Source organism: Pseudomonas vlassakiae, assembly GCF_014269035.2.
GTDB classification, from domain to species: Bacteria; Pseudomonadota; Gammaproteobacteria; order Pseudomonadales; family Pseudomonadaceae; genus Aquipseudomonas; species Aquipseudomonas vlassakiae.
Map to the genome: position 1 here is coordinate 70,521 of NZ_JABWRP020000003.1, position 21,363 is coordinate 91,883.

Annotated in this window: 26 protein-coding genes; 12 read left to right on the forward strand and 14 right to left on the reverse strand. The window is 63.0% G+C overall.

The genetic code is table 11. The features are described 5' to 3' along the window. Positions 1–94: 94 nt before the first annotated feature. Both HU738_RS04580 and prlC read right to left on the reverse strand, forming a co-directional pair. Complete coding sequence (locus HU738_RS04580) at positions 95–376, reverse strand: YheV family putative zinc ribbon protein (RefSeq protein ID WP_054884391.1); 282 nt, start codon at positions 374–376, stop codon at positions 95–97. After that, complete coding sequence (gene prlC, locus HU738_RS04585) at positions 373–2,424, reverse strand: oligopeptidase A (protein WP_367616157.1); 2,052 nt, start codon at positions 2,422–2,424, stop codon at positions 373–375. Before prlC ends, HU738_RS04580 begins: the two co-directional genes overlap by 4 nt. A gap of 102 nt (positions 2,425–2,526) precedes the next feature. Between prlC and HU738_RS04590 the strand changes: the two genes are divergently transcribed. Both HU738_RS04590 and HU738_RS04595 read left to right on the forward strand, forming a co-directional pair. Beyond that, on the forward strand, positions 2,527–3,075 hold the full coding sequence (locus HU738_RS04590; RefSeq protein WP_186601581.1) for a gamma carbonic anhydrase family protein: 549 nt from the start codon (positions 2,527–2,529) through the stop codon (positions 3,073–3,075). 58 nt (positions 3,076–3,133) lie between these two features. After that, positions 3,134–3,784, forward strand: a complete 651-nt coding sequence (locus HU738_RS04595; RefSeq protein ID WP_186601580.1) for an HAD family hydrolase — start codon at positions 3,134–3,136, stop codon at positions 3,782–3,784. A gap of 39 nt (positions 3,785–3,823) precedes the next feature. Here HU738_RS04595 and HU738_RS04600 read toward each other — a convergent pair whose 3' ends face one another. Further along, positions 3,824–4,906 carry an aminopeptidase gene (locus tag HU738_RS04600; protein WP_186601579.1) on the reverse strand — a complete coding sequence of 361 codons (1,083 nt, stop codon included), beginning with the start codon at positions 4,904–4,906 and terminating at the stop codon, positions 3,824–3,826. 67 nt (positions 4,907–4,973) lie between these two features. On the opposite strand from HU738_RS04600, the gene HU738_RS04605 reads away from it, so the two are divergent. Together HU738_RS04605 and HU738_RS04610 are read left to right on the forward strand one after the other, a co-directional pair. Further along, on the forward strand, positions 4,974–5,387 hold the full coding sequence (locus HU738_RS04605; protein ID WP_176508431.1) for a PA0061/PA0062 family lipoprotein: 414 nt from the start codon (positions 4,974–4,976) through the stop codon (positions 5,385–5,387). A 55-nt stretch (positions 5,388–5,442) separates the two neighbouring features. Beyond that, positions 5,443–5,856 (forward strand): PA0061/PA0062 family lipoprotein, encoded by a 414-nt coding sequence (locus HU738_RS04610; protein ID WP_054884397.1) that lies wholly within the window; start codon positions 5,443–5,445, stop codon positions 5,854–5,856. A 30-nt stretch (positions 5,857–5,886) separates the two neighbouring features. Here HU738_RS04610 and HU738_RS04615 read toward each other — a convergent pair whose 3' ends face one another. Beyond that, positions 5,887–6,120: a DUF1161 domain-containing protein gene (locus HU738_RS04615; protein ID WP_186601578.1), complete on the reverse strand. Its 234-nt coding sequence runs from the start codon at positions 6,118–6,120 to the stop codon at positions 5,887–5,889. 73 nt (positions 6,121–6,193) lie between these two features. Beyond that, a complete protein-coding gene (locus HU738_RS04620; protein WP_054884399.1) occupies positions 6,194–6,619 on the reverse strand; it encodes an OsmC family protein in 426 nt (141 codons plus the stop codon). Between the two features lie 154 nt (positions 6,620–6,773). Between HU738_RS04620 and HU738_RS04625 the strand changes: the two genes are divergently transcribed. Beyond that, positions 6,774–7,778, forward strand: a complete 1,005-nt coding sequence (locus HU738_RS04625; protein WP_186601577.1) for an LLM class flavin-dependent oxidoreductase — start codon at positions 6,774–6,776, stop codon at positions 7,776–7,778. A 99-nt stretch (positions 7,779–7,877) separates the two neighbouring features. Here the strand turns inward: HU738_RS04625 and HU738_RS04630 are convergent, their stop codons facing one another. Beyond that, positions 7,878–8,099 (reverse strand): DUF1161 domain-containing protein, encoded by a 222-nt coding sequence (locus tag HU738_RS04630; protein ID WP_186601576.1) that lies wholly within the window; start codon positions 8,097–8,099, stop codon positions 7,878–7,880. 104 nt (positions 8,100–8,203) lie between these two features. Continuing rightward, positions 8,204–8,419 (reverse strand): dodecin, encoded by a 216-nt coding sequence (locus HU738_RS04635; protein WP_003253076.1) that lies wholly within the window; start codon positions 8,417–8,419, stop codon positions 8,204–8,206. Between the two features lie 149 nt (positions 8,420–8,568). Between HU738_RS04635 and HU738_RS04640 the strand changes: the two genes are divergently transcribed. Next, positions 8,569–8,892: an ElaB/YgaM/YqjD family protein gene (locus HU738_RS04640; protein ID WP_054884402.1), complete on the forward strand. Its 324-nt coding sequence runs from the start codon at positions 8,569–8,571 to the stop codon at positions 8,890–8,892. Here the strand turns inward: HU738_RS04640 and HU738_RS04645 are convergent. Continuing rightward, positions 8,889–9,785 carry a LysR family transcriptional regulator gene (locus tag HU738_RS04645; protein ID WP_186601575.1) on the reverse strand — a complete coding sequence of 299 codons (897 nt, stop codon included), beginning with the start codon at positions 9,783–9,785 and terminating at the stop codon, positions 8,889–8,891. The two genes, HU738_RS04640 and HU738_RS04645, sit on opposite strands and share 4 nt — an antisense overlap. A gap of 110 nt (positions 9,786–9,895) precedes the next feature. Here HU738_RS04645 and trpB point away from each other — a divergent pair, with 110 nt between their 5' ends. Then, a complete protein-coding gene (trpB, locus tag HU738_RS04650) occupies positions 9,896–11,113 on the forward strand; it encodes a tryptophan synthase subunit beta (RefSeq protein ID WP_110743523.1) in 1,218 nt (405 codons plus the stop codon). After that, positions 11,110–11,919 (forward strand): tryptophan synthase subunit alpha, encoded by an 810-nt coding sequence (gene trpA / locus HU738_RS04655; RefSeq protein ID WP_186601574.1) that lies wholly within the window; start codon positions 11,110–11,112, stop codon positions 11,917–11,919. The genes trpB and trpA overlap by 4 nt, the downstream gene beginning before the upstream one ends. A gap of 59 nt (positions 11,920–11,978) precedes the next feature. Here the strand turns inward: trpA and HU738_RS04660 are convergent, their stop codons facing one another. Both HU738_RS04660 and HU738_RS04665 read right to left on the reverse strand, forming a co-directional pair. Further along, positions 11,979–12,311, reverse strand: a complete 333-nt coding sequence (locus HU738_RS04660) for a DOPA 4,5-dioxygenase family protein (protein WP_186601573.1) — start codon at positions 12,309–12,311, stop codon at positions 11,979–11,981. A gap of 50 nt (positions 12,312–12,361) precedes the next feature. Then, complete coding sequence (locus HU738_RS04665; protein ID WP_186601572.1) at positions 12,362–13,261, reverse strand: choline sulfate utilization transcriptional regulator; 900 nt, start codon at positions 13,259–13,261, stop codon at positions 12,362–12,364. Positions 13,262–13,369: 108 nt separating this feature from the next. Here HU738_RS04665 and betC point away from each other — a divergent pair, with 108 nt between their 5' ends. Both betC and choX read left to right on the forward strand, forming a co-directional pair. Further along, positions 13,370–14,887 carry a choline-sulfatase gene (betC, locus tag HU738_RS04670; RefSeq protein WP_176508439.1) on the forward strand — a complete coding sequence of 506 codons (1,518 nt, stop codon included), beginning with the start codon at positions 13,370–13,372 and terminating at the stop codon, positions 14,885–14,887. Positions 14,888–14,901: 14 nt separating this feature from the next. Beyond that, complete coding sequence (gene choX, locus HU738_RS04675) at positions 14,902–15,837, forward strand: choline ABC transporter substrate-binding protein (protein WP_186601571.1); 936 nt, start codon at positions 14,902–14,904, stop codon at positions 15,835–15,837. 60 nt (positions 15,838–15,897) lie between these two features. Here choX and aroE read toward each other — a convergent pair whose 3' ends face one another. Both aroE and hemF read right to left on the reverse strand, forming a co-directional pair. After that, positions 15,898–16,722 (reverse strand): shikimate dehydrogenase, encoded by an 825-nt coding sequence (aroE, locus tag HU738_RS04680; RefSeq protein ID WP_186601570.1) that lies wholly within the window; start codon positions 16,720–16,722, stop codon positions 15,898–15,900. 25 nt (positions 16,723–16,747) lie between these two features. Next, a complete protein-coding gene (gene hemF, locus HU738_RS04685) occupies positions 16,748–17,659 on the reverse strand; it encodes an oxygen-dependent coproporphyrinogen oxidase (protein ID WP_060483844.1) in 912 nt (303 codons plus the stop codon). A gap of 135 nt (positions 17,660–17,794) precedes the next feature. Here hemF and HU738_RS04690 point away from each other — a divergent pair, with 135 nt between their 5' ends. Continuing rightward, the gene (locus tag HU738_RS04690) at positions 17,795–18,772 is read left to right on the forward strand and encodes an NADPH:quinone reductase (protein ID WP_186601569.1); all 978 of its coding nucleotides are present in this window, start codon (positions 17,795–17,797) and stop codon (positions 18,770–18,772) included. A gap of 134 nt (positions 18,773–18,906) precedes the next feature. Here the strand turns inward: HU738_RS04690 and tsaC are convergent, their stop codons facing one another. Both tsaC and dprA read right to left on the reverse strand, forming a co-directional pair. Beyond that, positions 18,907–19,464 carry an L-threonylcarbamoyladenylate synthase type 1 TsaC gene (gene tsaC, locus HU738_RS04695; RefSeq protein WP_176508443.1) on the reverse strand — a complete coding sequence of 186 codons (558 nt, stop codon included), beginning with the start codon at positions 19,462–19,464 and terminating at the stop codon, positions 18,907–18,909. A 43-nt stretch (positions 19,465–19,507) separates the two neighbouring features. Next, positions 19,508–20,605, reverse strand: coding sequence for a DNA-processing protein DprA (dprA, locus tag HU738_RS04700; RefSeq protein WP_186601644.1), 1,098 nt, complete (start codon positions 20,603–20,605; stop codon positions 19,508–19,510). A 207-nt stretch (positions 20,606–20,812) separates the two neighbouring features. On the opposite strand from dprA, the gene def reads away from it, so the two are divergent. Further along, positions 20,813–21,319, forward strand: a complete 507-nt coding sequence (gene def / locus HU738_RS04705; protein WP_054884415.1) for a peptide deformylase — start codon at positions 20,813–20,815, stop codon at positions 21,317–21,319. Positions 21,320–21,363 lie beyond the last annotated feature (44 nt).

Sequence of the window (21,363 nt, forward strand, 5' to 3'; positions counted from 1 at the left end):
CGAGTTTGCTATGCAGGAAAAAAGCGGGGGGCTGACTATCTAACACCCCGAGCACATGCCTGCCCGGGCACCAGGCCCGGGCAGCACGACGGCTTCACTCAGCCGGTTTCTTCAGCTTCGGGTTGGGGAAGAACTGCACGGTCTGGACCTTGGCCGGCGCAGCCTTGGGCGCCAGCTGGTTGACCCGCGTACCGAGCTCCTTGGGCACCGACAGGCCCTGCTCGTTGAGGGTGTCGGTGAAGCCGCAAGCCACGCACTCGCGATGCGGCACGTCGTCTTCGCTCCACATCATCAGCTTGTCGGGCTCGCTGCACGCCGGGCACACAGCCCCGGCGATGAAGCGCTTCTTGGTCTTGTTCACGGCTACCTCGCTCATGCTGCCGCGTCCTCGGTGAGGCCACTATGGCGCAGCAATGCATCAATGGAAGGCTCGCGCCCACGGAAGTCCACGAACAGCTCCATCGGTTCGCGCGAACCGCCGCGGGCCAGGATCGCTTCACGGAACGCGCGGCCGGTCTCGGCATTGAGCACGCCTTCTTCCTCGAAACGCGAGAAGGCATCGGCCGACAGCACTTCAGCCCACTTGTAGCTGTAGTAGCCCGCCGCGTAACCGCCCGCGAAGATGTGCGCGAAGCTATTGGGGAAACGGTTGTAGGCCGGTGGGCGCATCACCGAAACCTCGTCGCGTACGCCTTCAAGTACCTGCAGCACGCTGCGGCCATCACCGTGGCTGGCGTGCAGCTCGAAGTCGAACAGCGAGAACTCCAGCTGGCGCACCATCATCATGCCCGATTGGAAGTTTTTCGCGGCGAGCATCTTGTCCAGCAGGTCCTGAGGCAGGGCCGCGCCGGTTTCGTAGTGGCTGGAGATCAATGCCAGGCCTTCCGGCTCCCAGCACCAGTTTTCCATGAACTGGCTTGGCAGCTCGACCGCGTCCCAGGCCACGCCATTGATGCCGGACACACCGGCATGCTCGATGCGGGTCAGCATGTGGTGCAGGCCGTGACCGAACTCGTGGAACAGCGTGGTGACCTCATCATGGGTCAGCAGCGCAGGCTTGCCAGGCGCGGCCGGGGTGAAGTTGCACACCAGGTTGGCCACCGGGCTCTGCAGCTCGCCGCCTGCTGTACGGCGACGGTCACGGGCGCCGTCCATCCAGGCACCGCCACGCTTGTTGGCGCGGGCATAGAGGTCGAAGAAGAAGCGGCCGACGTGCTGGCCGTTTTCCTTGATCTCGAACAGGCGCACGTCCGGGTGCCAGCTGTCGAAGCCTTTCAGTTCAGCGATTTCAATGCCGTACAGGCGCTGGACGATGCTGAAGAGGCCGCTGAGCACCTTGTCGATCGGGAAGTAGGCACGCAGGGTCTCCTGCGACACGCTGTAACGCTGCTCGCGCAGCTTCTCGCCGAAATAACCGGCGTCCCAGCTGGCCAGTTCAGGGCAGCCCTGCTCGGCGGCGTAGGCCTTGAGCTGCTCCAGGTCCTGGGCGGCAAACGGCTTGGAACGCTTGGCCAGGTCGCGCAGGAAGCTCAGCACCTGGTCGCTGGACTCGGCCATCTTGGTCGCCAGGCTCAGTTCGGCGTAATTCTTGTAGCCCAGCAGCCCGGCCAGTTCCTGGCGCAGGTCGAGGATCTGCTGCATCACCGGGCCGTTGTCGAACTGGCCGGCGTTCGGGCCTTGGTCCGAGGCACGGGTGCAGTAGGCCGCGTACAGCTCTTCACGCAGGGCGCGGTCGCTGGCGTAGGTCATCACCGCATAGTAGCTGGGGAATTCAAGGGTGATCAGCCAGCCGTCGAGGCCCTTGGCCTGGGCGGCAGCGGCCATCTGCGCCTTGGCAGAGTCAGTCAGACCGGCCAGTGCGGCTTCATCGGTGACGTGCTTGGTCCAGGCCTGGGTGGCGTCAAGCAGCTGGTTGGAGAAGCGGCTGCCCAGCTCGCTCAGCTTGCTCTGCACCTCGGCATAACGCTGCTGCTGGTCAGCCGGCAGATCGATACCCGACAGGCGGAAGTCACGCAGAGCGTGGTCGAGGATAGTCTTCTGCGCCACGTCGAAGCCAGCAGCTTCCGGGCTGTTGGCCAGTGCCTGATAGGCATCGAACAGCGCACGGTTCTGGCCCAGTTCGGTAGAGTAGGCGCTCAGCGCTGGCAGGCAGGACTCGTAGGCCTCGCGCAGCTCTTGGCTGTTGCACACCGCATTGAGGTGACTGACCGGGCTCCAGGCGGCAGCCAGGCGGTCGTTCAGTTCGTCCATGGCCAGCACCAGGCCGGCCCAGGTCGGTTTGTCGCCCTGCTGTTCGAGGATCTCGGCAATGGCTTTACGGTTGTCGGCCAGGATCGCTTCGATCGCCGGCAACACGTGTTCGGCACGGATTTGCGAGAAGGGCGGCAGATCGTAGGACTGCAGAAGTGGGTTGTTCGCACTCACGGTTTGGATACCTTGGCAGAAGAAACACTGCCCCATCTTAATTACAATCGACGCCGACCGCAGCAGGCAGCCAGCCTATCGGCACAGATGAGAGACGCTATCATGGCCATCCGCAGCTTCCAGCAACACACTCCGAAAGTGGGACCCAGGGCGTTTGTCGACCGTTCGGCGGTGGTCCTGGGCGACGTCGAGATCGGCGAGGACAGCTCTGTCTGGCCGCTGACGGTGATCCGCGGCGACATGCACCGCATCCGCATCGGCGCGCGCACCAGCGTGCAGGACGGCAGCGTGCTGCACATCACCCACGCAGGCCCGTTCAACCCCGACGGCTTCCCGCTGATCATCGGCGACGAGGTGACCATTGGTCACAAGGTCATGCTGCATGGCTGCACCCTGGGCAACCGCATCCTGGTCGGCATGGGCAGCACGATCATGGATGGCGCCATCGTCGAAGACGAGGTGATCATCGGTGCCGGCAGCCTGGTGCCGCCCGGCAAGCGCCTGGTCAGCGGTTACCTGTACATGGGCAGCCCGGTGAAGCAGGTGCGCCCGTTGAACGATCAGGAGCATGCCTTCCTCCCCTACAGTGCCGGCAACTACGTCAAGCTCAAGGACCAGCACCTGGCCGAAGGCTACGACCAACCTGAATGACCCTCTTCGCGGTAAACCCGCGAACACGGCCACGCACGATTCAAGTGGAACCCATTACATGCACCAGCAGAATATCCTCTTCGACCTCGACGGCACCTTGACCGACCCGCGCCTGGGCATCACCCGCTCGATCCAGTACGCCTTGGCCAAGCTGGGCATCGACGAGCCTGACCTGACCCGCCTGGAACACTTCATCGGCCCGCCACTGCTACAGGCCTTCATGCAGTTCTACAGCTTCGATGAAGCCAAGGCGTGGGAAGCGGTGAACTTCTACCGGGAGCGTTTCCGCGTCACTGGCTTGTACGAGAACCTGGTGTTCGAAGGCGTGCCTGAGCTGCTCGAAGCCCTGAATGGCCAAGGCCGGACGCTGTATATCGCCACTTCCAAACCCTGGGAATTCGCACGGGAAATTGCCCGGCATTTCGCGTTCGATCACCATTTCAAGGTGATCTATGGCAGCGAACTGGATGGCACGCGGACCAACAAGGTCGAGCTGATCCGCCACCTGCTGAATGAGGAAGGGCTGGATCCGGCACAGACGCTGATGATCGGCGACCGTAAACATGACCTGATCGGTGCGCGCAGCAATGGTGTGCAGGCAGTGGCGGTGGGGTATGGGTTCGGTAGCCGGGAAGAGCTGGTGGCCGAAGCCCCGGCCTTCCACTTCGCGACAGTTGCAGAACTTCATCACGCCTTCTGCAACATCTGAGGGCCAGGGGGCTGCTCTGCAGCCCCGACGTTTCACAGATCACATCAACCGCTGCAATGCGGCCTTCCTGTCAGCAGCCGGCAACCGTCCAAGCTGCTCGACCCGCTCGTAAAACCGCCGCCAATCCCCGCCTGCTTCGCGGAACAGCGCAGCAAACGCCGGCACCCACTGGTCATAAAGCCCGAACGGCAGCAGCTTGGCATTGCTCAAGGGCGCATAGATCCAGGCGTCATAGCGCTTGTCCCCGTTCCACTGGCTGTCCCTCAGCTGCTTGTACTCACTGCGCAAGCGCTCGAACTCAGCCTGCTTGGCCGCCCGTTTGTGCGCATCGTCCAAGGGCCCTGCATAAATCGCCTGCAACCGCTCGCGGCTGGCCAGCACCAACCGGGTGAACTGTTCGCTCTGCTGCGACTGATGCTCGCCCACTACCGCAAGCCCACGGGCTGCGCGCCATTGCCGCGTGCCCTCCTGCTCGACGAAGGTGGCAAACGACTCGTTGAATTCGGTGTCGTCCTGCACGTAAAAACGCTGATGAGCCAACTCATGGAAGATCAGCGTGGCCAGCCGCTCATCCCCCCAGCCGACCATCGAAGACAGAATCGGGTCATCGAACCAGCCCAGCGTCGAATAGGCTTCGACACCGCTCACGTAGACGTCCAGGCCTTGCTGACGCATCAACGCCGCCGCACCACGGGCCGCACCCTGGCGGTAGTAGCCGCGGTAAGCGACGCAGCCGGCAATGGGGAAACAGTGCGTCACCGGCTGCAGCGACAGCTCAGGAGTGGCGAACACATTCCACACCACGTAAGGGCGGTGCAGATCAGCGTAGAGCCGATAGCTTCGGTTATCAGGCAGTTTCAGCTGATCGCTGGCAAAAACCCGCGCTGCTTCGGCATGGGCGAGACGGGCGCGCAGTTGCGGGCTGCTGGCCGGGTCGGCGATCACTTTGTCCACAGGCTGGCGCGCCCGCAGCAGCTGCAATTGGCCTTCGGCCAGTTGGCCGTAATAGCCCACGGTGCTGCAACCGTTCAGCAGAAAGGCGCACAGCAGGGGAACCAAACGCCTGAAAACGCAGTCGAGTGGCCCAGGGCCTGAGCGCTTGAGAAGAACAAAGAGATCCATCTGGGGCTATCCAACCTGCTCATGGCCAATGCGCTCCAAGACTATCTCGCCGAGGGGGAGTTTCGCCATGCGTGCACTGTTGGTCGCCGGCTCACTGCTGCTGGTTTCTGCCTGTTCAACCCTGCCGGACCCAGACCCGAATCTGGCCTGGGTCGATCTGACCCCCTATGACGAAGCTTCGCTGGACGCCAAGCAGGTGGACGAGCGCGACTGGGCTGACACTCGCTATTTCGAGGTGCCGCCCGGCAGCCACGAGCTGACCGTGCGCTATCAGTTCCCGGTCGCGCCGAGCAACATCGGCCCGGTTGACGCGCCATTGTGGCGTGATTGCCAGGTCAAGCTGACCTTCAAGGACTTCAGCGCCGGGCAGCGCTACCAGCTGCAAGCCGGCAGCATCGGCTTCCGCCCCTGGATCAAGCTGTACGACCACCAGCAGAAACTGCTCGGCCAGGGCCTGCCAGCGGGTTGCCAACGCACCTGAAACGCACAAACGGCGCTATGCTTGTAACTCGTGTATCGCGAGTGGGAGTTTTGCCATGCGCCAGCCCATGATGCTGATCGCTCTCAGTGCCCTGGGGGCCTGCGCCAGCCCCTTGCCACCCGTCGACCCCGCCAAGGCCTGGGTCGATCTCTACACTGTCACCCCTGGCCGCATACTCATGGCCGACCGCCTTGACGGCCAGCGCCTGGACGACGGCCGCTACTTCCAGCTGACCCCAGGCAAGCATGAACTGGTGGTGCGGTTCGACTATGAAATCTATGCCGGCGGCATGCTGACCAGCCCCAAGGAGCGGACCTGCTACCTGACGGTGCGCTTCGACGACTTCAAGGCCGGTGAGCGTTATCGCCTGGAGGCGCGGGCACCGGTGATGGACCCGCAGGTGCTGCTCTACGACGCAAGCCGCAAGGTGGTGGTGAACGAGCCGAGCGACGTGTTCTGCATCCCGTAAGCATTGGGGCCGCATCGCGGCCCCAATCATTTATCGATCATTCTTCTGGTAAATGATCTTCTTCGTCCCGGCATCACAGCTGCCGACGATCATGTTCTGATCCTTGACCTCACTGTTGGGCACGATTTCCAGCGTGTAGGACGTCACACCCTGGGCCTGGATCTTGGCTTCGATCTCCGCCTTGAGTTCTTCGCACGGTTTTACCGCCGCCAATGCAGAAGTGGCCACAAGTGAAGCCAGCATGGCGATTGCTACGCGAATCATGGAACGGCTCCTGGTAGGGCAGCAGCGCTGCCGACGCTGTTTAGACTACAGCAAACCGCCGCCGTTGCGCCGCCTAGCCCACCAATGCAGCGTCCAGGCTGATCTTCGCATTGAGCACTTTCGACACCGGGCAACCCGCCTTGGCCTTGTTGGCGATTTCGAGGAACTGCGCCTCATCGGCACCCGGCACCTTGGCCTTGAGGATCAGGTGCACGGCGGTGATGGCAAAGCCGTCGGGTTGTTTGTCCAACGTGACTTCGGCGGTGGTGTCGATGCGTTCGGCGGTGAACCCTGCCTCGCCGAGCATCATCGACAGCGCCATCGAGAAGCAACCGGCATGGGCTGCGCCGATCAGCTCTTCCGGGTTGGTCCCCGGCGCGCCCTCGAAACGGGTGTTGAAACCATAAGGGTTCTGCTTGAGTGCGCCGCTTTCGGTAGAAAGCAGGCCTTTGCCATCCTTCAGACCGCCTTGCCAGATCGCCGATGCTGTCTTTTTCATGATGCCTCCGGGTCATAGGGTGATTTACCTAGGTTTTCGAGGCCAGCGTCCTACATCAAGTTCAGAGCAATCGCACTGTGAGCATTGAATCCGGCGAATGTGCCCATACAGAGTCTGAAAGGCCTCCGGGCCAACCACTCTTGCGGAGGCTCCAATGACGCAGCTGCGTGACCTGAAGATATCCACCCTCGACCTGGTGCCGGTGCGCGCCGACCAAGGCCCGGCGCAATCGCTGCACAACTCGCTGGACCTGGCCCGGCATGTCGAGCGGTTCGGCTACAACCGCTTCTGGGTGGCCGAACACCACAACATGGACGGCATCGCCAGCTCGGCCACCTCGGTACTGATCGGCTACCTTGCCGGCGGCACGTCGACCATTCGCGTAGGCTCCGGCGGCATCATGCTGCCCAACCATGCGCCGCTGGTGATCGCCGAGCAGTTCGGCACCTTGGCCAGCCTGTATCCGGGGCGAATCGACCTGGGCCTGGGCCGGGCGCCAGGTTCCGACCAGATGACCGCCTACGCCCTGCGCCGTGACCGCGCCGGCAGCGCCGATGACTTCCCGGATGATGTCGAGGAGCTCTCGCGTTACCTTGGCCCGCGCACCGATGATCAGAAGGTGATCGCTGTGCCCGGCCATGACACCGACGTGCCCCTGTGGCTGCTCGGTTCGAGCCTGTTCAGCGCCCAGCTGGCCGGCATGCGCGGCATGCCGTACGCCTTTGCCTCGCATTTCGCGCCGCGCTACATGCACGAGGCGATCCGCATCTATCGCGACCACTTCAAGCCGTCGACCACGCTGGACAAGCCCTATGTGATGCTGGGGATTCCGATGGTGGTGGCGGAAACCGACGAAAAGGCCGAATACCTGGCTACCTCGGTGTATCAGCGCATCCTGGCGCTGATCCGTGGCCAGAGCCTGATGCAGAAACCGCCTGTACCGAGCATGGACGGGCTATGGCTGCCCCATGAGCGCGATGCCGTGGCAAGTTTCCTGGGCCTGGCGATGATCGGCAGCCCGCAGAAGGTGCGGGCCAAGGTCGAAGTGCTCCTGGAGCAGACCGGGGCGGATGAGCTGATCTTTACCTGTGATTTGTATGAGCACGCGGACCGGATTCGGTCCTATGAGCTGATGGCGCAGGCCCTCAAGTCCGAGTGAGCTTCTTCGCGGGCATGCCCGCTCCCACAGGCATAGCGTCGCCATCAAGGCCTGCGCAGCACCTGTGGGTGCGGGCGTGCCCGCGAAGAATCGAACGCATCAGCTACGGCGGTAGACGATTTCCTTGCGACCCGCTTCACAGCTGCCAACCACCTTGCCAGCCGGCTCGCCCTTGTTTACGATCTCCAGCTTGTAACCCTTCACACCCTTGGCATCGAGCTTCGAGGCGATCTCGGCCTTGAGTTCTTCACAGGGTTTGCCAGCGGCCATTGCCCCACCTGCCAGTACCATCAAACCCACCGCCAGCATCAGTTTCTTCATCGATCGCATTCCTTGTACAGATGAGAAAGACCAGAAGGGCGCCGCCAAGGCGCCCTCCGGTGTTATAACGCCATCACGCCGGGCTGTTCCAGCCCAGGAATGTTTCAGCTGTTGGCGATGCGGAAGCCAACCTTCAGCGTGACCTGGAAGTGCGCCGCCTTGTTGTCGCGGATGTGGCCACGGGTATCGACCACTTCGAACCATTCCAGGTGCTTGATGCTCTTGCCAGCTTCGGCCAATGCATTGTTGATCGCTTCTTCGATGCTGGTGGGCGACGAACCCACCAGCTCGATCTTCTTGTAAGTGTGATGATCGGTCATGAACGCTCTCCTGAGTGACAGTGATAATGAGCCTAGCAGCGCAAGCCCGGTTTACCTGCGAGCCGCTGCCGTTCGGTAAAGTTCGATCGCACTTTCCAGCCGCTCAGGAGTCGCAATCCTTACAGTCCATACTGCAAAGGAGAGTCAACATGCCCCGCAACTCGCTGCGTAAAACGTCCCTGGAGAGCATGGAAGCAGAGATTGAAAGCCTCCTGAAAAGCCTGGAGAACCTGAAGCACGATGCGTCCGAGGAAACCCAGAAGTCAGTGAAGGCGATGCGCAGCAATGCCGAAAGCGCGCTGCGTCATTCGCGCAGCCTGATCAGCGATGCCTATGAGGAAGTGAAGGAGCGCACCCGCCAGACCGGAATCGCCACCCGCGACTACGCCCAGGAGCACCCGTACACCACCGCAGGCGTTGCCATCGGTGCACTTGGCCTGTTGGCAGCGTACCTGCTGTGCAAGCGCAACTAAGCGCTCTGCCTGGCCAGCTCGGCACGTAGCCACTGCGCCAGTTGCTCGGCGCGCCCGTCCGCGGCGCGCCGAGGCACCCACAACGCCAACGCGGCCGGCGTCGGCGAAAAGCCCCACGGTGCGCTCAAACGCCCCGCTCGCAGATCGTCGGCAACCAGGGGCTGTGGGGCGATCGCCACCCCTAGGCCGGCAACTGCCGCTTCCAGCAAGTAATACAGGTGTTCGAACGCCTGACCATACTTCAAAGCCCCAACCTCGATGCCCTGCTCAGCAGCCCAGGTGGGCCAGGCCTGCGGGCGCGAGGTGGTGTGCAGCAGGGCTTCGTCCAGCAAGGCTTTGGCGGGTGCCGCTTGCAAGCGGTCGAAGCCGGCGAAGTGCGGGCTCAGCACCGGGCCGATACGCTCCTGTGCCAGCACGTGGACCTGCATGTCCGCTGGCCATGGCGGTTCGGCGTATACCAGCAACGCATCCAGCCCAGGGCGGCGCGGATCGAGGTCACCTTCACCCGCCGACAGATGCAGGCGCAGCTCGGGCAGGTCAGCCTTCAACCGCCCCAGGCGGGGGATGAACCAGCGCGCCAGCAGGCTGCCGGAACAGCCCAGCACGAACGGTGCCTCGCTCACATCCCGGCTCAACTCGGCGCATACGCTGCGCAAGCGGTCGAATGCCTCGCCGCTGGCATCGCGCAGGCGGATGCCGGCATCTGTGAGTTTGATGCCACGCCCGTCCTTGACGAACAGAGCCACGCCGAGGTGCTCTTCAAGCACCTTGATCTGCCGGCTGACAGCGCCATGGGTAACGTGCAGCGCCTCGGCCGCCTGGCTGACGCTGTTGAGCCTGGCAGTGGCCTCAAAGGCGCGCAGGGCGTTGAGGGGAGGGAGGTCGTGGGCCATTTTACCTGTGAGTTTTTTTGACAAGTTTGCGCAATCTTATCGGTTTTCAGCCGGGCTTGCCGTGGTTACAGTAAAGCCCATCACTCATTGATCACGCCCTGGAGCGCCCCATGACCCAGTCCCAATACCGCCCCGGCCCGGATGCCAACGGCCTGTTCGGCTCGTTCGGTGGCCGCTACGTGGCTGAAACGCTGATGCCGCTGGTGCTCGACCTGGCCCGTGAATACGAAGCGGCCAAGGCCGACCCGAAGTTCCTCGAGGAACTGGCCTACTTCCAACGCGACTACATCGGCCGACCGAACCCGCTGTATTTCGCCGAACGCCTGACCGAGCACTGTGGTGGCGCGAAGATCTTCTTCAAGCGTGAAGAACTCAACCACACCGGCGCGCACAAGGTGAACAACTGCATTGGCCAGGTGTTGCTGGCCAAGCGCATGGGCAAGAAGCGCCTGATCGCCGAAACCGGCGCTGGCATGCACGGCGTGGCCACCGCCACCGTGGCGGCGCGCTTCGGCCTGCCTTGCGTGATCTACATGGGCGCCACCGACATCGAGCGCCAGCAGGCCAACGTGTTCCGCATGAAGCTGCTGGGCGCCGAGATCGTCCCGGTGACTGCCGGCACCGGCACCCTGAAAGACGCCATGAACGAGGCCCTGCGCGACTGGGTCACCAACGTCGACGACACCTTCTACCTGATCGGCACCGTGGCCGGCCCGCACCCGTACCCGGCGATGGTCCGCGACTTCCAGTCGATCATCGGCAAGGAAACCCGCGCCCAGCTGCAAGAGAAGGAAGGCCGCCTGCCAGACAGCCTGATCGCCTGCGTCGGCGGTGGCTCCAACGCCATGGGCCTGTTCCATGAATTCCTCGAAGAACCGAGCGTGCAGATCATCGGCGTCGAAGCCGGCGGCCACGGCGTGCACACCGACAAGCACGCTGCCAGCCTGAACGGCGGCGTACCGGGTGTGCTGCACGGCAACCGCACCTACCTGCTGCAGGACGAGGACGGCCAGATCACCGACGCCCACTCGATTTCCGCCGGCCTCGACTACCCGGGCATCGGCCCTGAGCACGCCTACCTGCACGAAGTGAAGCGCGTCGAGTACGTCAGCATCACCGACGACGAAGCACTGGATGCGTTCCATGCCACCTGCCGCCTGGAAGGCATCATTCCGGCACTGGAAAGCTCCCATGCCCTGGCCGAAGCGATCAAGCGCGCACCGAAACTGCCCAAGGATCACCTGATGGTGATCTGCCTGTCCGGCCGCGGCGACAAAGACATGCAAACCGTGATGAACCACATGGCAGCCCAGGAGAAACAGGCATGAGCCGTCTTGAACAACGCTTCGCCGAGCTGAAGGCCGAAGGCCGCTCCGCGCTGGTCACCTTCGTCACGGCTGGCGACCCAGGTTATGAGGCTTCGCTGCAGATCCTCAAGGGCCTGCCGGCAGCGGGTGCCGATGTGATCGAACTGGGCATGCCTTTCACCGACCCGATGGCCGATGGCGTGGCCATCCAGCTCGCTACCCTGCGGGCCCTGGAAGCCGGCCAGACCCTGGCCAAGACCCTGCAGATGGTTCGCGAATTCCGTGTGGATAACCACACTACGCCGATCGTGCTGATGGGTTACTACAACCCGATCCACCGCTTCGGTGTGGCCAGGTTCGTCGCCGAAGCCAAGGAAGCCGGGGTAGATGGCCTGATCATCGTCGACCTGCCACCTGAGCACGACGCCGAACTGGCCACCCCGGCCCAGGCCGCAGGCATCGACTTCATCCGCCTGACCACCCCGACCACCGACGATGCACGCCTGCCACGCGTGCTGGAGCGCAGCTCCGGGTTTGTCTACTACGTGTCGGTGGCGGGTGTGACCGGTGCCGGTTCCGCGACTACCGAACACGTGACCGAGGCGATTGCCCGCCTGCGTCGGCATACCGACCTGCCGATCAGCGTTGGTTTCGGTATTCGTACACCGGAGCAGGCCGCTGCGATCGCACGCCTGGCCGATGGTGTGGTGGTAGGTTCGGCGCTGGTCGACAAGATTGCCCAGGCCAAAGCGCCAGCTCAGGCAGTGAACGATGTATTGAGCCTGTGCTCGGCACTGGCTGAAGGCGTGCGCTGCGCCCGTCGCTGAACCGCGTCGCCTGCTTCGCGGGTTCACCCGCTAAGCAGGCCGTTAAAGGCGATAGTGTCCTAGCCCCCGAAGATCGACAGATCCAGCGGCCGCACAGCGCCCATCCAGATCGCATGATCCCGGTGATCCGCCAGTTCATCCCCGGTCAGCGGATGCAGAAACACCACCAGGCCCTTCCGATACAGCGCCAGCCAAGGCAATATCACCCCCACGAACTCCGGCTCGAAAGCCAGCTGGCAGCTCCAGTCCGGGTGCGGGCCGACCGGTTTCTGGTGCATGCGCCCCATGGTCACGGGAAACAGCCGCGCTGCCTCCTCGCAGAGTTCACGGGCCTGCTCGATGGTCGAGGCGTCGTAATAAACGTGGGCGTGGTAGCCCTTGATCCGCTGCACGATAACTCCTGAATCCTGACAGTCCGCAAGACTATACGCCGAACGCGCCGCTATTGGCCTCGCTCCTGCTCCAGCCAATCAACAAACCGCTCGATCAACGCCCCACGCCGTTTACGCGGCGGCAGCACCGCGTAATAGCCCCGCGTCGAGCGCAAACTTCCCGCCAACGGCCGGCATAGCAACCCTTGCTCCACCAGCCCATCCACCAGGTGCCGCCAGCCAATCGCCACGCCTTGCCCGGCAATCGCCGCCTGGATCAGCAAGGTGTAGTTATCGAACCGCAACTGCCCCGGCGGTGCTGGGCTGGCCACGCCAAAGCCACGAAACACCCCCGCCCAGTCAAACCAGCGGCTGGCCTGCTCACCGCGCAAATGGAGCAGCGGCAATCGTTGCAAAGCCACGGCCGACAAGGGTTTGCCATGGATCAGCCGAGGGCTGCAGACCGGGAAAACTTCTTCATCGAACAACCAGCGGCTCTCGCCTTGATGGAAACGCCCATCACCAAACAGCACCGCCACATCGATATCCGGGCGCAGCATTCCCTGGCTGCGCTCACCGGTCACCAAACTCACGTCGACCTGTGGATAAGCTTCATGAAAGCGCTGCAGCCGGGGCATCAGCCAGAACGCCGCGAACGCAAAGTCGGTGGCCACTTGCAACACCTCACGCTGGCCGCGCCCGCTGGCCTGGGCAATGCCGTCATCCATCGCCTGCAGGCCCAGATGCACCTGCTCGAAAAGCAACTGGCCCGCTTCGGTCAGCTCAATACCGCGGTATATCCGGTCGAACAACCGTGTGCCCAGCTGTGCCTCCAGGCGCTTCACCTGCTGGCTCACCGCCGGCTGCGTAGTGCCCAGTTCCAGCGCCGCTGCGGTAAAGCCACGCAAGCGCGCCGCAGCCTCGAACACGCGCAAGGTATCCAGCGACAACTCGGCAAGGTGCTCAAACATAAGTTCAGCTAATCCCAGACATTGCCCGCCATGGGCTTTACCCATGTTATCCACAGTCGCATCTTGGTAGGCAAGCGGTTCGCATAACCCTGAACGATGGAAGCTACCATGACGCGCCCGAATATCCTGTTCATCATGGCCGACCAGATGGCCGCGCCCTTGCTGCCGATCTACGGCCCCTCGCCGATCCAGATGCCCCACCTCAAGCGCCTCGCCGAGCAGGCAGTGGTGTTCGACGCTGCCTACTGCAACAGCCCACTCTGTGCACCGTCACGCTTCACCCTGGTCAGCGGCCAGCTGCCGAGTCGCATTGGAGCCTACGACAACGCGGCCGATTTCCCTGCCGACGTGCCGACTTATGCACACTACCTGCGCCGCCTGGGCTATCGCACCGCATTGTCGGGCAAGATGCACTTCTGTGGTCCGGACCAGCTGCACGGCTACGAGGAGCGCCTGACCAGCGACATTTACCCCGCCGATTATGGCTGGGCGGTGAACTGGGATGAGCCAGACGTGCGCCCGAGCTGGTACCACAACATGTCCTCGGTGCTGCAAGCCGGGCCCTGCGTGCGTACCAACCAGCTGGATTTCGACGAGGAAGTCGTCTTCAAGGCGCGCCAGTACCTATACGATCATGTGCGCGAAAACGATGGCCGGCCGTTCTGCCTCACCGTGTCCATGACCCATCCGCACGACCCGTACACCATCCCCAAGCGCTACTGGGATCGCTACGAGGCTGTGGATATCCCGATGCCCCGCGCCGAATTCAGCCAGACCGAACTCGACCCGCATTCGCAACGCCTGCTCAAGGTCTACGACCTGTGGAACAAGCCGCTGCCTGTGGACAAGATCCGCGACGCCCGCCGCGCCTACTTCGGCGCCTGCAGCTACATCGATGACAACATCGGCCAGCTCTTGCAGACCTTGGAGGAGTGCAACCTGAGCGACAACACCCTGATCGTGTTCTCCGGCGACCATGGTGACATGCTCGGCGAGCGTGGGCTCTGGTACAAGATGCACTGGTTCGAGATGTCGGCGCGTGTCCCGCTACTGGTTCACGCCCCCAAACGCTTTGCACCGCGCCGGGTCGCAGCCTCGGTATCGACCTGCGACCTGCTGCCAACCCTGGTGGAACTGGCCGGTGGCGCTGTGGATAACCGCCTTGAACTGGATGGCCGTTCGTTGCTCGGCCACCTGCAAGGGCAGGGCGGCCACGATGAGGTGATCGGCGAGTACATGGCCGAAGGCACCGTCGGCCCACTGATGATGATCCGCCGTGGGCCGCACAAATTCGTGTACAGCGAAGATGACCCCTGCCTACTCTATGACCTGAGCCGCGACCCGCACGAGCGGGAGAACCTCACCGGCAGCCCGGACCACCAGGCGCTGCTGCAGGCATTTGTCGATGAAGCACGCCAGCGCTGGGATATCCCCGGCCTGCGCCAGCAAGTGCTGGCCAGCCAACGCCGCCGTCGCCTGGTGGCCGAGGCGCTGGCCATCGGCAAGCTGAACAGCTGGGACCACCAACCCTGGGTGGACGCCAGCCAACAGTACATGCGCAACCATATCGATCTCGACGACCTCGAGCGCAAGGCACGTTATCCACAGCCCGCACCCCTGGATTGAGAAGAGAGTCCGACATGCACAAGTTCTCCACCGTCGTATTCGCCCTGGCTCTGCCGTTGGGCCTGGCCACCGCCATGGCCCACGCCGCCGACAGCGACGCACAATGCAGCACCGTGAGGATGGCCGACCCCGGCTGGAGCGACATCGCCTCGACCAACGCCATCGCCCGGCTGTTGCTGGAAAGCCTGGGCTACCAGGTAAAGATCGACAGCCTGGCGGTGCCGATCATCTACGGCGGCCTCAAGGATGGCCGTGTAGATGCCTTTCTTGGCAACTGGATGCCGGCGCAGCAGGGCTTCCATGACAAGTTCATCGCCAATGGCGATGTGCAGCAACTGTCGCGCAACCTCGAAGGCACCGAATTCACCCTGGCCGTGCCGGATTACGTATGGAATGCCGGCGTGAAGGATTTTGCCGATTTGCACAAGCATGCCGATCATTTCGACAAGAAGCTCTACGGCATCGGCTCCGGCGCACCCGCCAACCTCTCGCTGAAAGAAATCATCGACAAGAACGAATTCAACCTGGGTCAGTGGAAGCTGGTGGAGTCCAGCGAGCAGGCGATGCTGGCGCAGGTTGACCGCGCGGTGAAAAAGCAGCAGTTCATCACCTTCCTCGGCTGGACGCCGCATCCGATGAACGTGAAGCTGAAGATGCATTACCTGACGGGCGGGGAAAAGTGGTTCGGCAGCAAGGGCGAGGTGTACACGCTGACCCGCAAAGGTTATCCACAAGCTTGCCCGAATGCGGCGAAGTTGCTGAGTAACCTGAATTTCACCCTGGACATGGAAAACACCATCATGGCCGAGGTTGTGGATAAGAAGATCAGCTTCGATGAAGCGGCCAAGGCGTGGGTGAAGCAGCATCCAGAACGGCTGGAAGAGTGGTTGGCGGGGGTGACTACCAAGGCCGATGGCAATGCACTGGAGGCCGTCAAAGCCAAGCTCTGATTACCGCCCCGGCACATTCCCCCCGCTCCCACAGGGGGTTTGTGCAACCTTGGGGAGTAATCAACCCCGAGCGAGTTGCCGGCGGAGCTCTGCAAGCACCGGCGCCGTATCCGGCCGTACGCCACGCCAGATCAAGAAGGCCTCCGCCGCCTGCTCAGCCAGCATTCCCAGGCCATCCAACACCTTGGCCGCCCCCAGCTTCTCAGCCCACTGACAGAACGGTGTCGGCGTCTTGCCATACATCATGTCGTAGCACACCGTGCGCCCCGCCTCGACCAGGCTGTCGGCAATCGGCGGCAGCTCACCGGCCAGGCTTGCCGAGGTGGCGTTGATGATCACGTCTACCGGCTCCTGCAACCAGGCAAACCCACTGGCCACCACCGGCCCCAGTTCATCGAACTCACGCGCCAGCTGCTCGGCCTTCTCCACGGTACGGTTGGCAATCACCAGCGACTGCGGCTGGTGCGCCAGGATCGGCTCCAGCACCCCGCGCACGGCACCGCCAGCCCCAAGGATGAGAATGCGCTTGCCGGCCAGTTCGACCCCGGCGTTCACCGTCAGGTCGCGCACCAGGCCAGCGCCGTCGGTGTTGTCGCCCAGCAGCGTGCCGTCGGCCAGCTTGCTCAGCGTATTCACCGCACCTGCACGTTGGGCTCGCGGAGTCAGGCTGTCGCACAGGCGGTAGGCCTCTTCCTTGAACGGCACGGTGACATTGCCGCCGCTGCCTTGCTTGAAGAAGCCGCGCGCGCAATCACTGAACTCGTCCAGCGGTGCCAGCAAGGTGGCGTATTCAAGATCCTGGCCGGTCTGTTCGGCAAACAGGCGGTGGATCAACGGCGACTTGCTGTGGCCGATGGGGTTTCCGAAAACGACGTACTGGTCCATGACGATTCCTTGTTTATCCACAGGCTTACTGTCCGAGCCAGTCGCGATCCTGCAGGAAGTATTCGGTCAGGCGTGCTTCCTCGCTGCCGGGCGCAGCTTTCCAGTCGTAGCCCCAGCGCACTTGTGGCGGCAGCGACATGAGGATCGACTCGGTGCGGCCACCGGACTGCAGGCCGAACAGGGTGCCACGGTCATAGACCAGGTTGAATTCCACGTAGCGGCCACGGCGGTATTCCTGGAACTCGCGCTGCTGCGGGGTGAAGGGGGTGTTCTTGCGGCGCTGGACAATCGGCAGGTAGGCCTCGACATAGGCATCGCCGATGGCGCGCAGGAAGGCGAAGCAGGTGTCGAAGTCCCACTCGTTCAGGTCGTCGAAGAACAGCCCGCCGATGCCACGCGGCTCGCCGCGGTGCTTGAGGTGGAAGTAGCGGTCGCACCAGGCCTTGTAGCGCGGGTAGACATCAGCGCCGAACGGCGCACAGGCCTGTTCGGCCACGCGGTGCCAGTGGATGCAGTCTTCCTCGACGCCATAGTAGGGGGTCAGGTCGAAGCCACCACCGAACCACCAGACTGCCTCTTCACCTTCCTTCTCAGCGATGAAGAAGCGCACATTGGCGTGGGACGTCGGCACATGCGGGTTGTGCGGGTGGATCACCAGCGACACGCCCAAGGCCTCGAAGCCTCGGCCCGCCAGCTCCGGCCGGTGGGCACTGGCCGACGGCGGCAAGCCGGCGCCGAACACGTGGGAAAAGTTTACCCCGCCTTTTTCGATCAGCTTGCCGTCGCCGATCACCCGCGTGCGGCCACCGCCACCGGCTTCGCGCACCCAGGCATCCTCGACGAAGCGAGCACCACCGTCTTCGGCTTCGAGGGCAGAGCAGATGCGGTCTTGCAGGTCGAGCAGGTAGGCTTTCACGGCCTCGGTGCGGCTAGTCATCGGGTCACCAGGAACGGGCATGGAAGAATTCGCCGCGTAGCATACCACCGCCGGCGCGTGCGCCGCAGTTGACGGCGATCAAGCAAAGGCGTCCGATAGAAGGCCTTTTCCCGATCCCGACAACAGGAGTGCGAGATGGCCAAGCGTATCCAGTTCAGCCAGCATGGCGGCCCGGAAGTGCTGCAGCTTGTGGAGTTCGAGCCTGCCCCACCGGGGCCGCAGCAGGTGCGTGTGCGTAACCATGCGATCGGCCTGAACTTCATCGACACTTATTTCCGCAGCGGGCTGTATGCACCGCCATCCCTGCCGTCTGGCCTGGGTACCGAAGCGGCGGGCGTGGTCGAAGCCGTGGGCGAGGGCGTGACCCGCCTGAAAGTCGGCGACCGCGTGGCCTATGGCACTGGCCCGCTGGGCGCGTACAGCGAGGTGCATACGCTGCCAGAGGCCAACCTGGTCAAGCTGCCCGACAACATCAGCTTCGAGCAGGCCGCAGCGGTGATGCTCAAGGGGCTGACCGTGCAGTACCTGCTGAAGCAGACCTATGAGGTAAAACCAGGTGACGTGATCTTGTTCCACGCCGCCGCGGGTGGCGTGGGGTCGCTGGCGTGCCAGTGGGCCAAGGCCCTGGGTGCCAAGCTGATCGGTACCGTCAGCTCCGCCGAAAAGGCTGAACGGGCCAAGGCGCTAGGGGCTTGGGCGACCATCGACTACAGCCGCGAGGACGTGGCCAAGCGGGTGCTGGAGCTGACCGATGGGCACAAGTGCCCGGTGGTGTATGACGGCGTTGGCGCTGACACCTGGCTGACCTCGCTGGACTGCCTGCGCCCACGTGGCTTGATGGTGAGCTTCGGTAATGCTTCGGGCGCGGTGAGTGGGGTGAATCTTGGGATCCTGGCGCAGAAGGGCTCGCTGTACGTGACCCGGCCGACGTTGGCGACCTATGCCAACAATGCCGAGAACACCCAGGCCATGGCGGATGACCTGTTTGCGATGATTGGCAGTGGCAAGCTGGTTGTGGATATCCAGCAGCGGTATCCGTTGAGCGAGGCGGCGAAAGCGCAGGCGGAATTGTCGGCGCGCAGGACTGTGGGGTCTACCGTTCTGCTGCCTTGATTAGTGCTTGCCATGAGGTTTTCAGCGCCTGTGAGATCGAGTGCCGCGCGGGCGGCGCTCGATCTGATAGGCGATAAATCACCATCGGCGAAAGCCTGGCAGCCCCAAATAATCACCAAGGACTGCCAGCGGGATCAACCCGGCCGAACAACCTCGCCAGTGGCCAGATTCCGAATCACGCTCGGATTCTTCCGCCCGCCCAGCGCCCCGCCGAGCACCAGGTCCAGCTGGCCATGGAAGTACTGCTCCACCCGCAACCGGCTCTTTGCCGCCGGGCGCCCGCCTGGGTTGCACGAGGTGGAAATCAAAGGCCCGACCAACGCGCACAGTTCACGCACCAGCGGATGATCGCTGACCCGCAATGCCACAGTGTCATGCTGCCCGGTCACCCACTCCGGCAGCAGGTCCTGGTGCGGCACCAGCCAGGTGTTCGGGCCGGGCCAGGTACTGCCCATGCGATCGATCCAGTCCTGGGGAAAATCTTCGAACAGGAAGTCGAACTGGCGGATGTTGTCGGCGATCAGGATCAAGCCCTTATCCACAGGCCGCGATTTCAGCGCCAGCAGGCGATACACCGCGTCCTCGTTCCATGGGTCGCAGCCCAGGCCCCAGACCGCTTCCGTCGGGTAGGCGATGACTGCGCCTGCCCGGATCTCACGTGCGGCTTGTTGCACACGAAAACTGCTCACCATTTACGTCTCTCCGCCTATTAACCTTAGCTTGCGCGCAGTTTACTTAGCCAGCGCGGGCAAACCAACGCCCGGCAACATTGCTGACCCGGCCTTCAAGCTCCAGTTCCGTCAGTTGCGCCAGCACCTCGGCCAGCGGCAGGTCGCCGAAATGGGCCAGATTCTCGCTAGTCTGTGGGGCGGCATGCAGCAGGGCAAGCAGCGGATGCTCTGGTTTATCCACAACCGCTGGCGGCAAATTCTGCCAACCGCGCAGGCTTTCCAGAATCTGCTCCACGCTTTCCACCAGCAGCGCGCCATCACGGATCAGCTGGTGGCAACCCTTGGCCGCCGGGTGGTGGATGGAACCAGGAATCGCGTAAACCTCGCGGCCTTGCTCCGCCGCCAGGCGGGCGGTGATAAGCGAGCCACTGGCAAGGCTGGCCTCGACCACCAGCACGCCAAGCGACAGGCCGCTGATAATGCGGTTGCGCCGCGGGAAGTTGCCAGGCAATGGCCCGGTGTCCAGCGGATACTCGGACACCAGTGCGCCGCCCCTGTCGATCATCATCCGGGCCAGGTCGCGATGGCGCTGTGGATAAAGTTTTTGCAAGCCTGTGCCGAGCACCGCGATCGTACCTCCTCCGACCTCCAGTGCCGCCCGATGAGCGGCACCATCGATGCCGAGGGCGAGCCCACTGGTGATGGTGAAGCCGGCCTGCGTCAGGCAGCGGGAAAATGCCCTGGCGGTGTCGAGCGCGGGAGGTGTGGCACGCCTGCTGCCCACGATGGCCAGTTGAGGTCGGTCGAGCAGGGCTGGATTGCCCGCCACGAAAAGCAGCGGTGGAGCATCGTCGATTTCTGCCAGCAGCGCCGGGTACTCAGGGCCGTCCCACATCAGTAAATACTGGCCCGGAACCTCTAGCCAGGCCATTGCAGCCAGTGCGCCCTCACGCACTTCGGCACTGCGCCGAGCATCGATGGTGGCTTGAGGAATGCCTAACGCGCGCCAGGCGGGGCCGGGTGCGCTGAGCGCAGAACTGGCGCTGCCAAATGCATCGATCAAGGTGCGAAAACGTCGCATCCCCGTCTCGGGCAGACGATGCAAGCGCAACCGTGCCTCCAGTTCGGCAGGTGGGTAATTCGACGAATGGTAAATCGGCATGGGATCATCCTTGATCGAAAAGCGGGCCATCTACGTGGCACAACCTGTGGATAAGTTTGTGAGTAACACTTTGAAAAGCTGTCCATGATTTGGCGGCTATCAGGCCTATAGAGACCCTAGCCGAGCTTTCACAGGTGCTGAAATCCCCGTTTCCCTTTATTATGTGTGCTCAGTTTTCAACCGACCGCACAGTGACTGCCTGACCTTATGGCCATCTTGAACATTCTCGAATTCCCGGACCCGCGCCTGCGCACCATTGCCAAACCGGTAACGGTGTTTGACGACGCCCTGCGTCAGCTGATCGACGACATGTTTGAAACCATGTACGAGGCCCCTGGTATCGGCCTGGCCGCCACCCAGGTCAACGTGCACCAGCAGGTCGTGGTCATGGACCTCAGCGAAGACCGCAGCGAGCCGCGCGTGTTCATCAACCCGACTGTCGAAGAACTGACCCACGACATGGGCCAGTACCAGGAAGGCTGCCTGTCGGTTCCTGGCTTCTACGAGAACGTCGACCGCCCCCTGCGCGTGCGGGTCAAGGCCCAGGACCGCGACGGCAAGCCGTTCGAGCTGGAATGCGAAGGCCTGCTGGCGGTGTGCGTGCAGCACGAATTCGATCACCTCAACGGCAAGCTTTTCGTCGACTACCTGTCGCAGCTCAAGCGCGACCGGATCAAGAAGAAGCTGGAAAAGCAGCACCGCCAGCAAGCCTGACCCCCACCTCCCAGAAGGCTTGCTCCGGCAAGCCTTTTTCTTTT

Bases quoted from the DNA above. Each gene is read 5' to 3' on its own strand.
- HU738_RS04590 (WP_186601581.1), top strand. From the start codon at position 2,527: ATGGCCATCCGCAGCTTCCAGCAACACACTCCGAAAGTGGGACCCAGG.
- hemF (WP_060483844.1), bottom strand. From the start codon at position 17,659: ATGACTAGCCGCACCGAGGCCGTGAAAGCCTACCTGCTCGACCTGCAA.
- HU738_RS04605 (WP_176508431.1), top strand. From the start codon at position 4,974: ATGCGTGCACTGTTGGTCGCCGGCTCACTGCTGCTGGTTTCTGCCTGT.
- HU738_RS04665 (WP_186601572.1), bottom strand. From the start codon at position 13,261: ATGTTTGAGCACCTTGCCGAGTTGTCGCTGGATACCTTGCGCGTGTTC.
- HU738_RS04645 (WP_186601575.1), bottom strand. From the start codon at position 9,785: ATGGCCCACGACCTCCCTCCCCTCAACGCCCTGCGCGCCTTTGAGGCC.
- HU738_RS04640 (WP_054884402.1), top strand. From the start codon at position 8,569: ATGCCCCGCAACTCGCTGCGTAAAACGTCCCTGGAGAGCATGGAAGCA.
- trpA (WP_186601574.1), top strand. From the start codon at position 11,110: ATGAGCCGTCTTGAACAACGCTTCGCCGAGCTGAAGGCCGAAGGCCGC.
- HU738_RS04620 (WP_054884399.1), bottom strand. From the start codon at position 6,619: ATGAAAAAGACAGCATCGGCGATCTGGCAAGGCGGTCTGAAGGATGGC.
- HU738_RS04630 (WP_186601576.1), bottom strand. From the start codon at position 8,099: ATGAAGAAACTGATGCTGGCGGTGGGTTTGATGGTACTGGCAGGTGGG.
- trpB (WP_110743523.1), top strand. From the start codon at position 9,896: ATGACCCAGTCCCAATACCGCCCCGGCCCGGATGCCAACGGCCTGTTC.
- HU738_RS04690 (WP_186601569.1), top strand. From the start codon at position 17,795: ATGGCCAAGCGTATCCAGTTCAGCCAGCATGGCGGCCCGGAAGTGCTG.
- HU738_RS04600 (WP_186601579.1), bottom strand. From the start codon at position 4,906: ATGGATCTCTTTGTTCTTCTCAAGCGCTCAGGCCCTGGGCCACTCGAC.
- betC (WP_176508439.1), top strand. From the start codon at position 13,370: ATGACGCGCCCGAATATCCTGTTCATCATGGCCGACCAGATGGCCGCG.
- aroE (WP_186601570.1), bottom strand. From the start codon at position 16,722: ATGGACCAGTACGTCGTTTTCGGAAACCCCATCGGCCACAGCAAGTCG.
- HU738_RS04625 (WP_186601577.1), top strand. From the start codon at position 6,774: ATGACGCAGCTGCGTGACCTGAAGATATCCACCCTCGACCTGGTGCCG.
- dprA (WP_186601644.1), bottom strand. From the start codon at position 20,605: ATGCCGATTTACCATTCGTCGAATTACCCACCTGCCGAACTGGAGGCA.
- def (WP_054884415.1), top strand. From the start codon at position 20,813: ATGGCCATCTTGAACATTCTCGAATTCCCGGACCCGCGCCTGCGCACC.
- HU738_RS04595 (WP_186601580.1), top strand. From the start codon at position 3,134: ATGCACCAGCAGAATATCCTCTTCGACCTCGACGGCACCTTGACCGAC.
- HU738_RS04610 (WP_054884397.1), top strand. From the start codon at position 5,443: ATGCGCCAGCCCATGATGCTGATCGCTCTCAGTGCCCTGGGGGCCTGC.
- HU738_RS04635 (WP_003253076.1), bottom strand. From the start codon at position 8,419: ATGACCGATCATCACACTTACAAGAAGATCGAGCTGGTGGGTTCGTCG.
- choX (WP_186601571.1), top strand. From the start codon at position 14,902: ATGCACAAGTTCTCCACCGTCGTATTCGCCCTGGCTCTGCCGTTGGGC.
- tsaC (WP_176508443.1), bottom strand. From the start codon at position 19,464: ATGGTGAGCAGTTTTCGTGTGCAACAAGCCGCACGTGAGATCCGGGCA.
- HU738_RS04580 (WP_054884391.1), bottom strand. From the start codon at position 376: ATGAGCGAGGTAGCCGTGAACAAGACCAAGAAGCGCTTCATCGCCGGG.
- HU738_RS04615 (WP_186601578.1), bottom strand. From the start codon at position 6,120: ATGATTCGCGTAGCAATCGCCATGCTGGCTTCACTTGTGGCCACTTCT.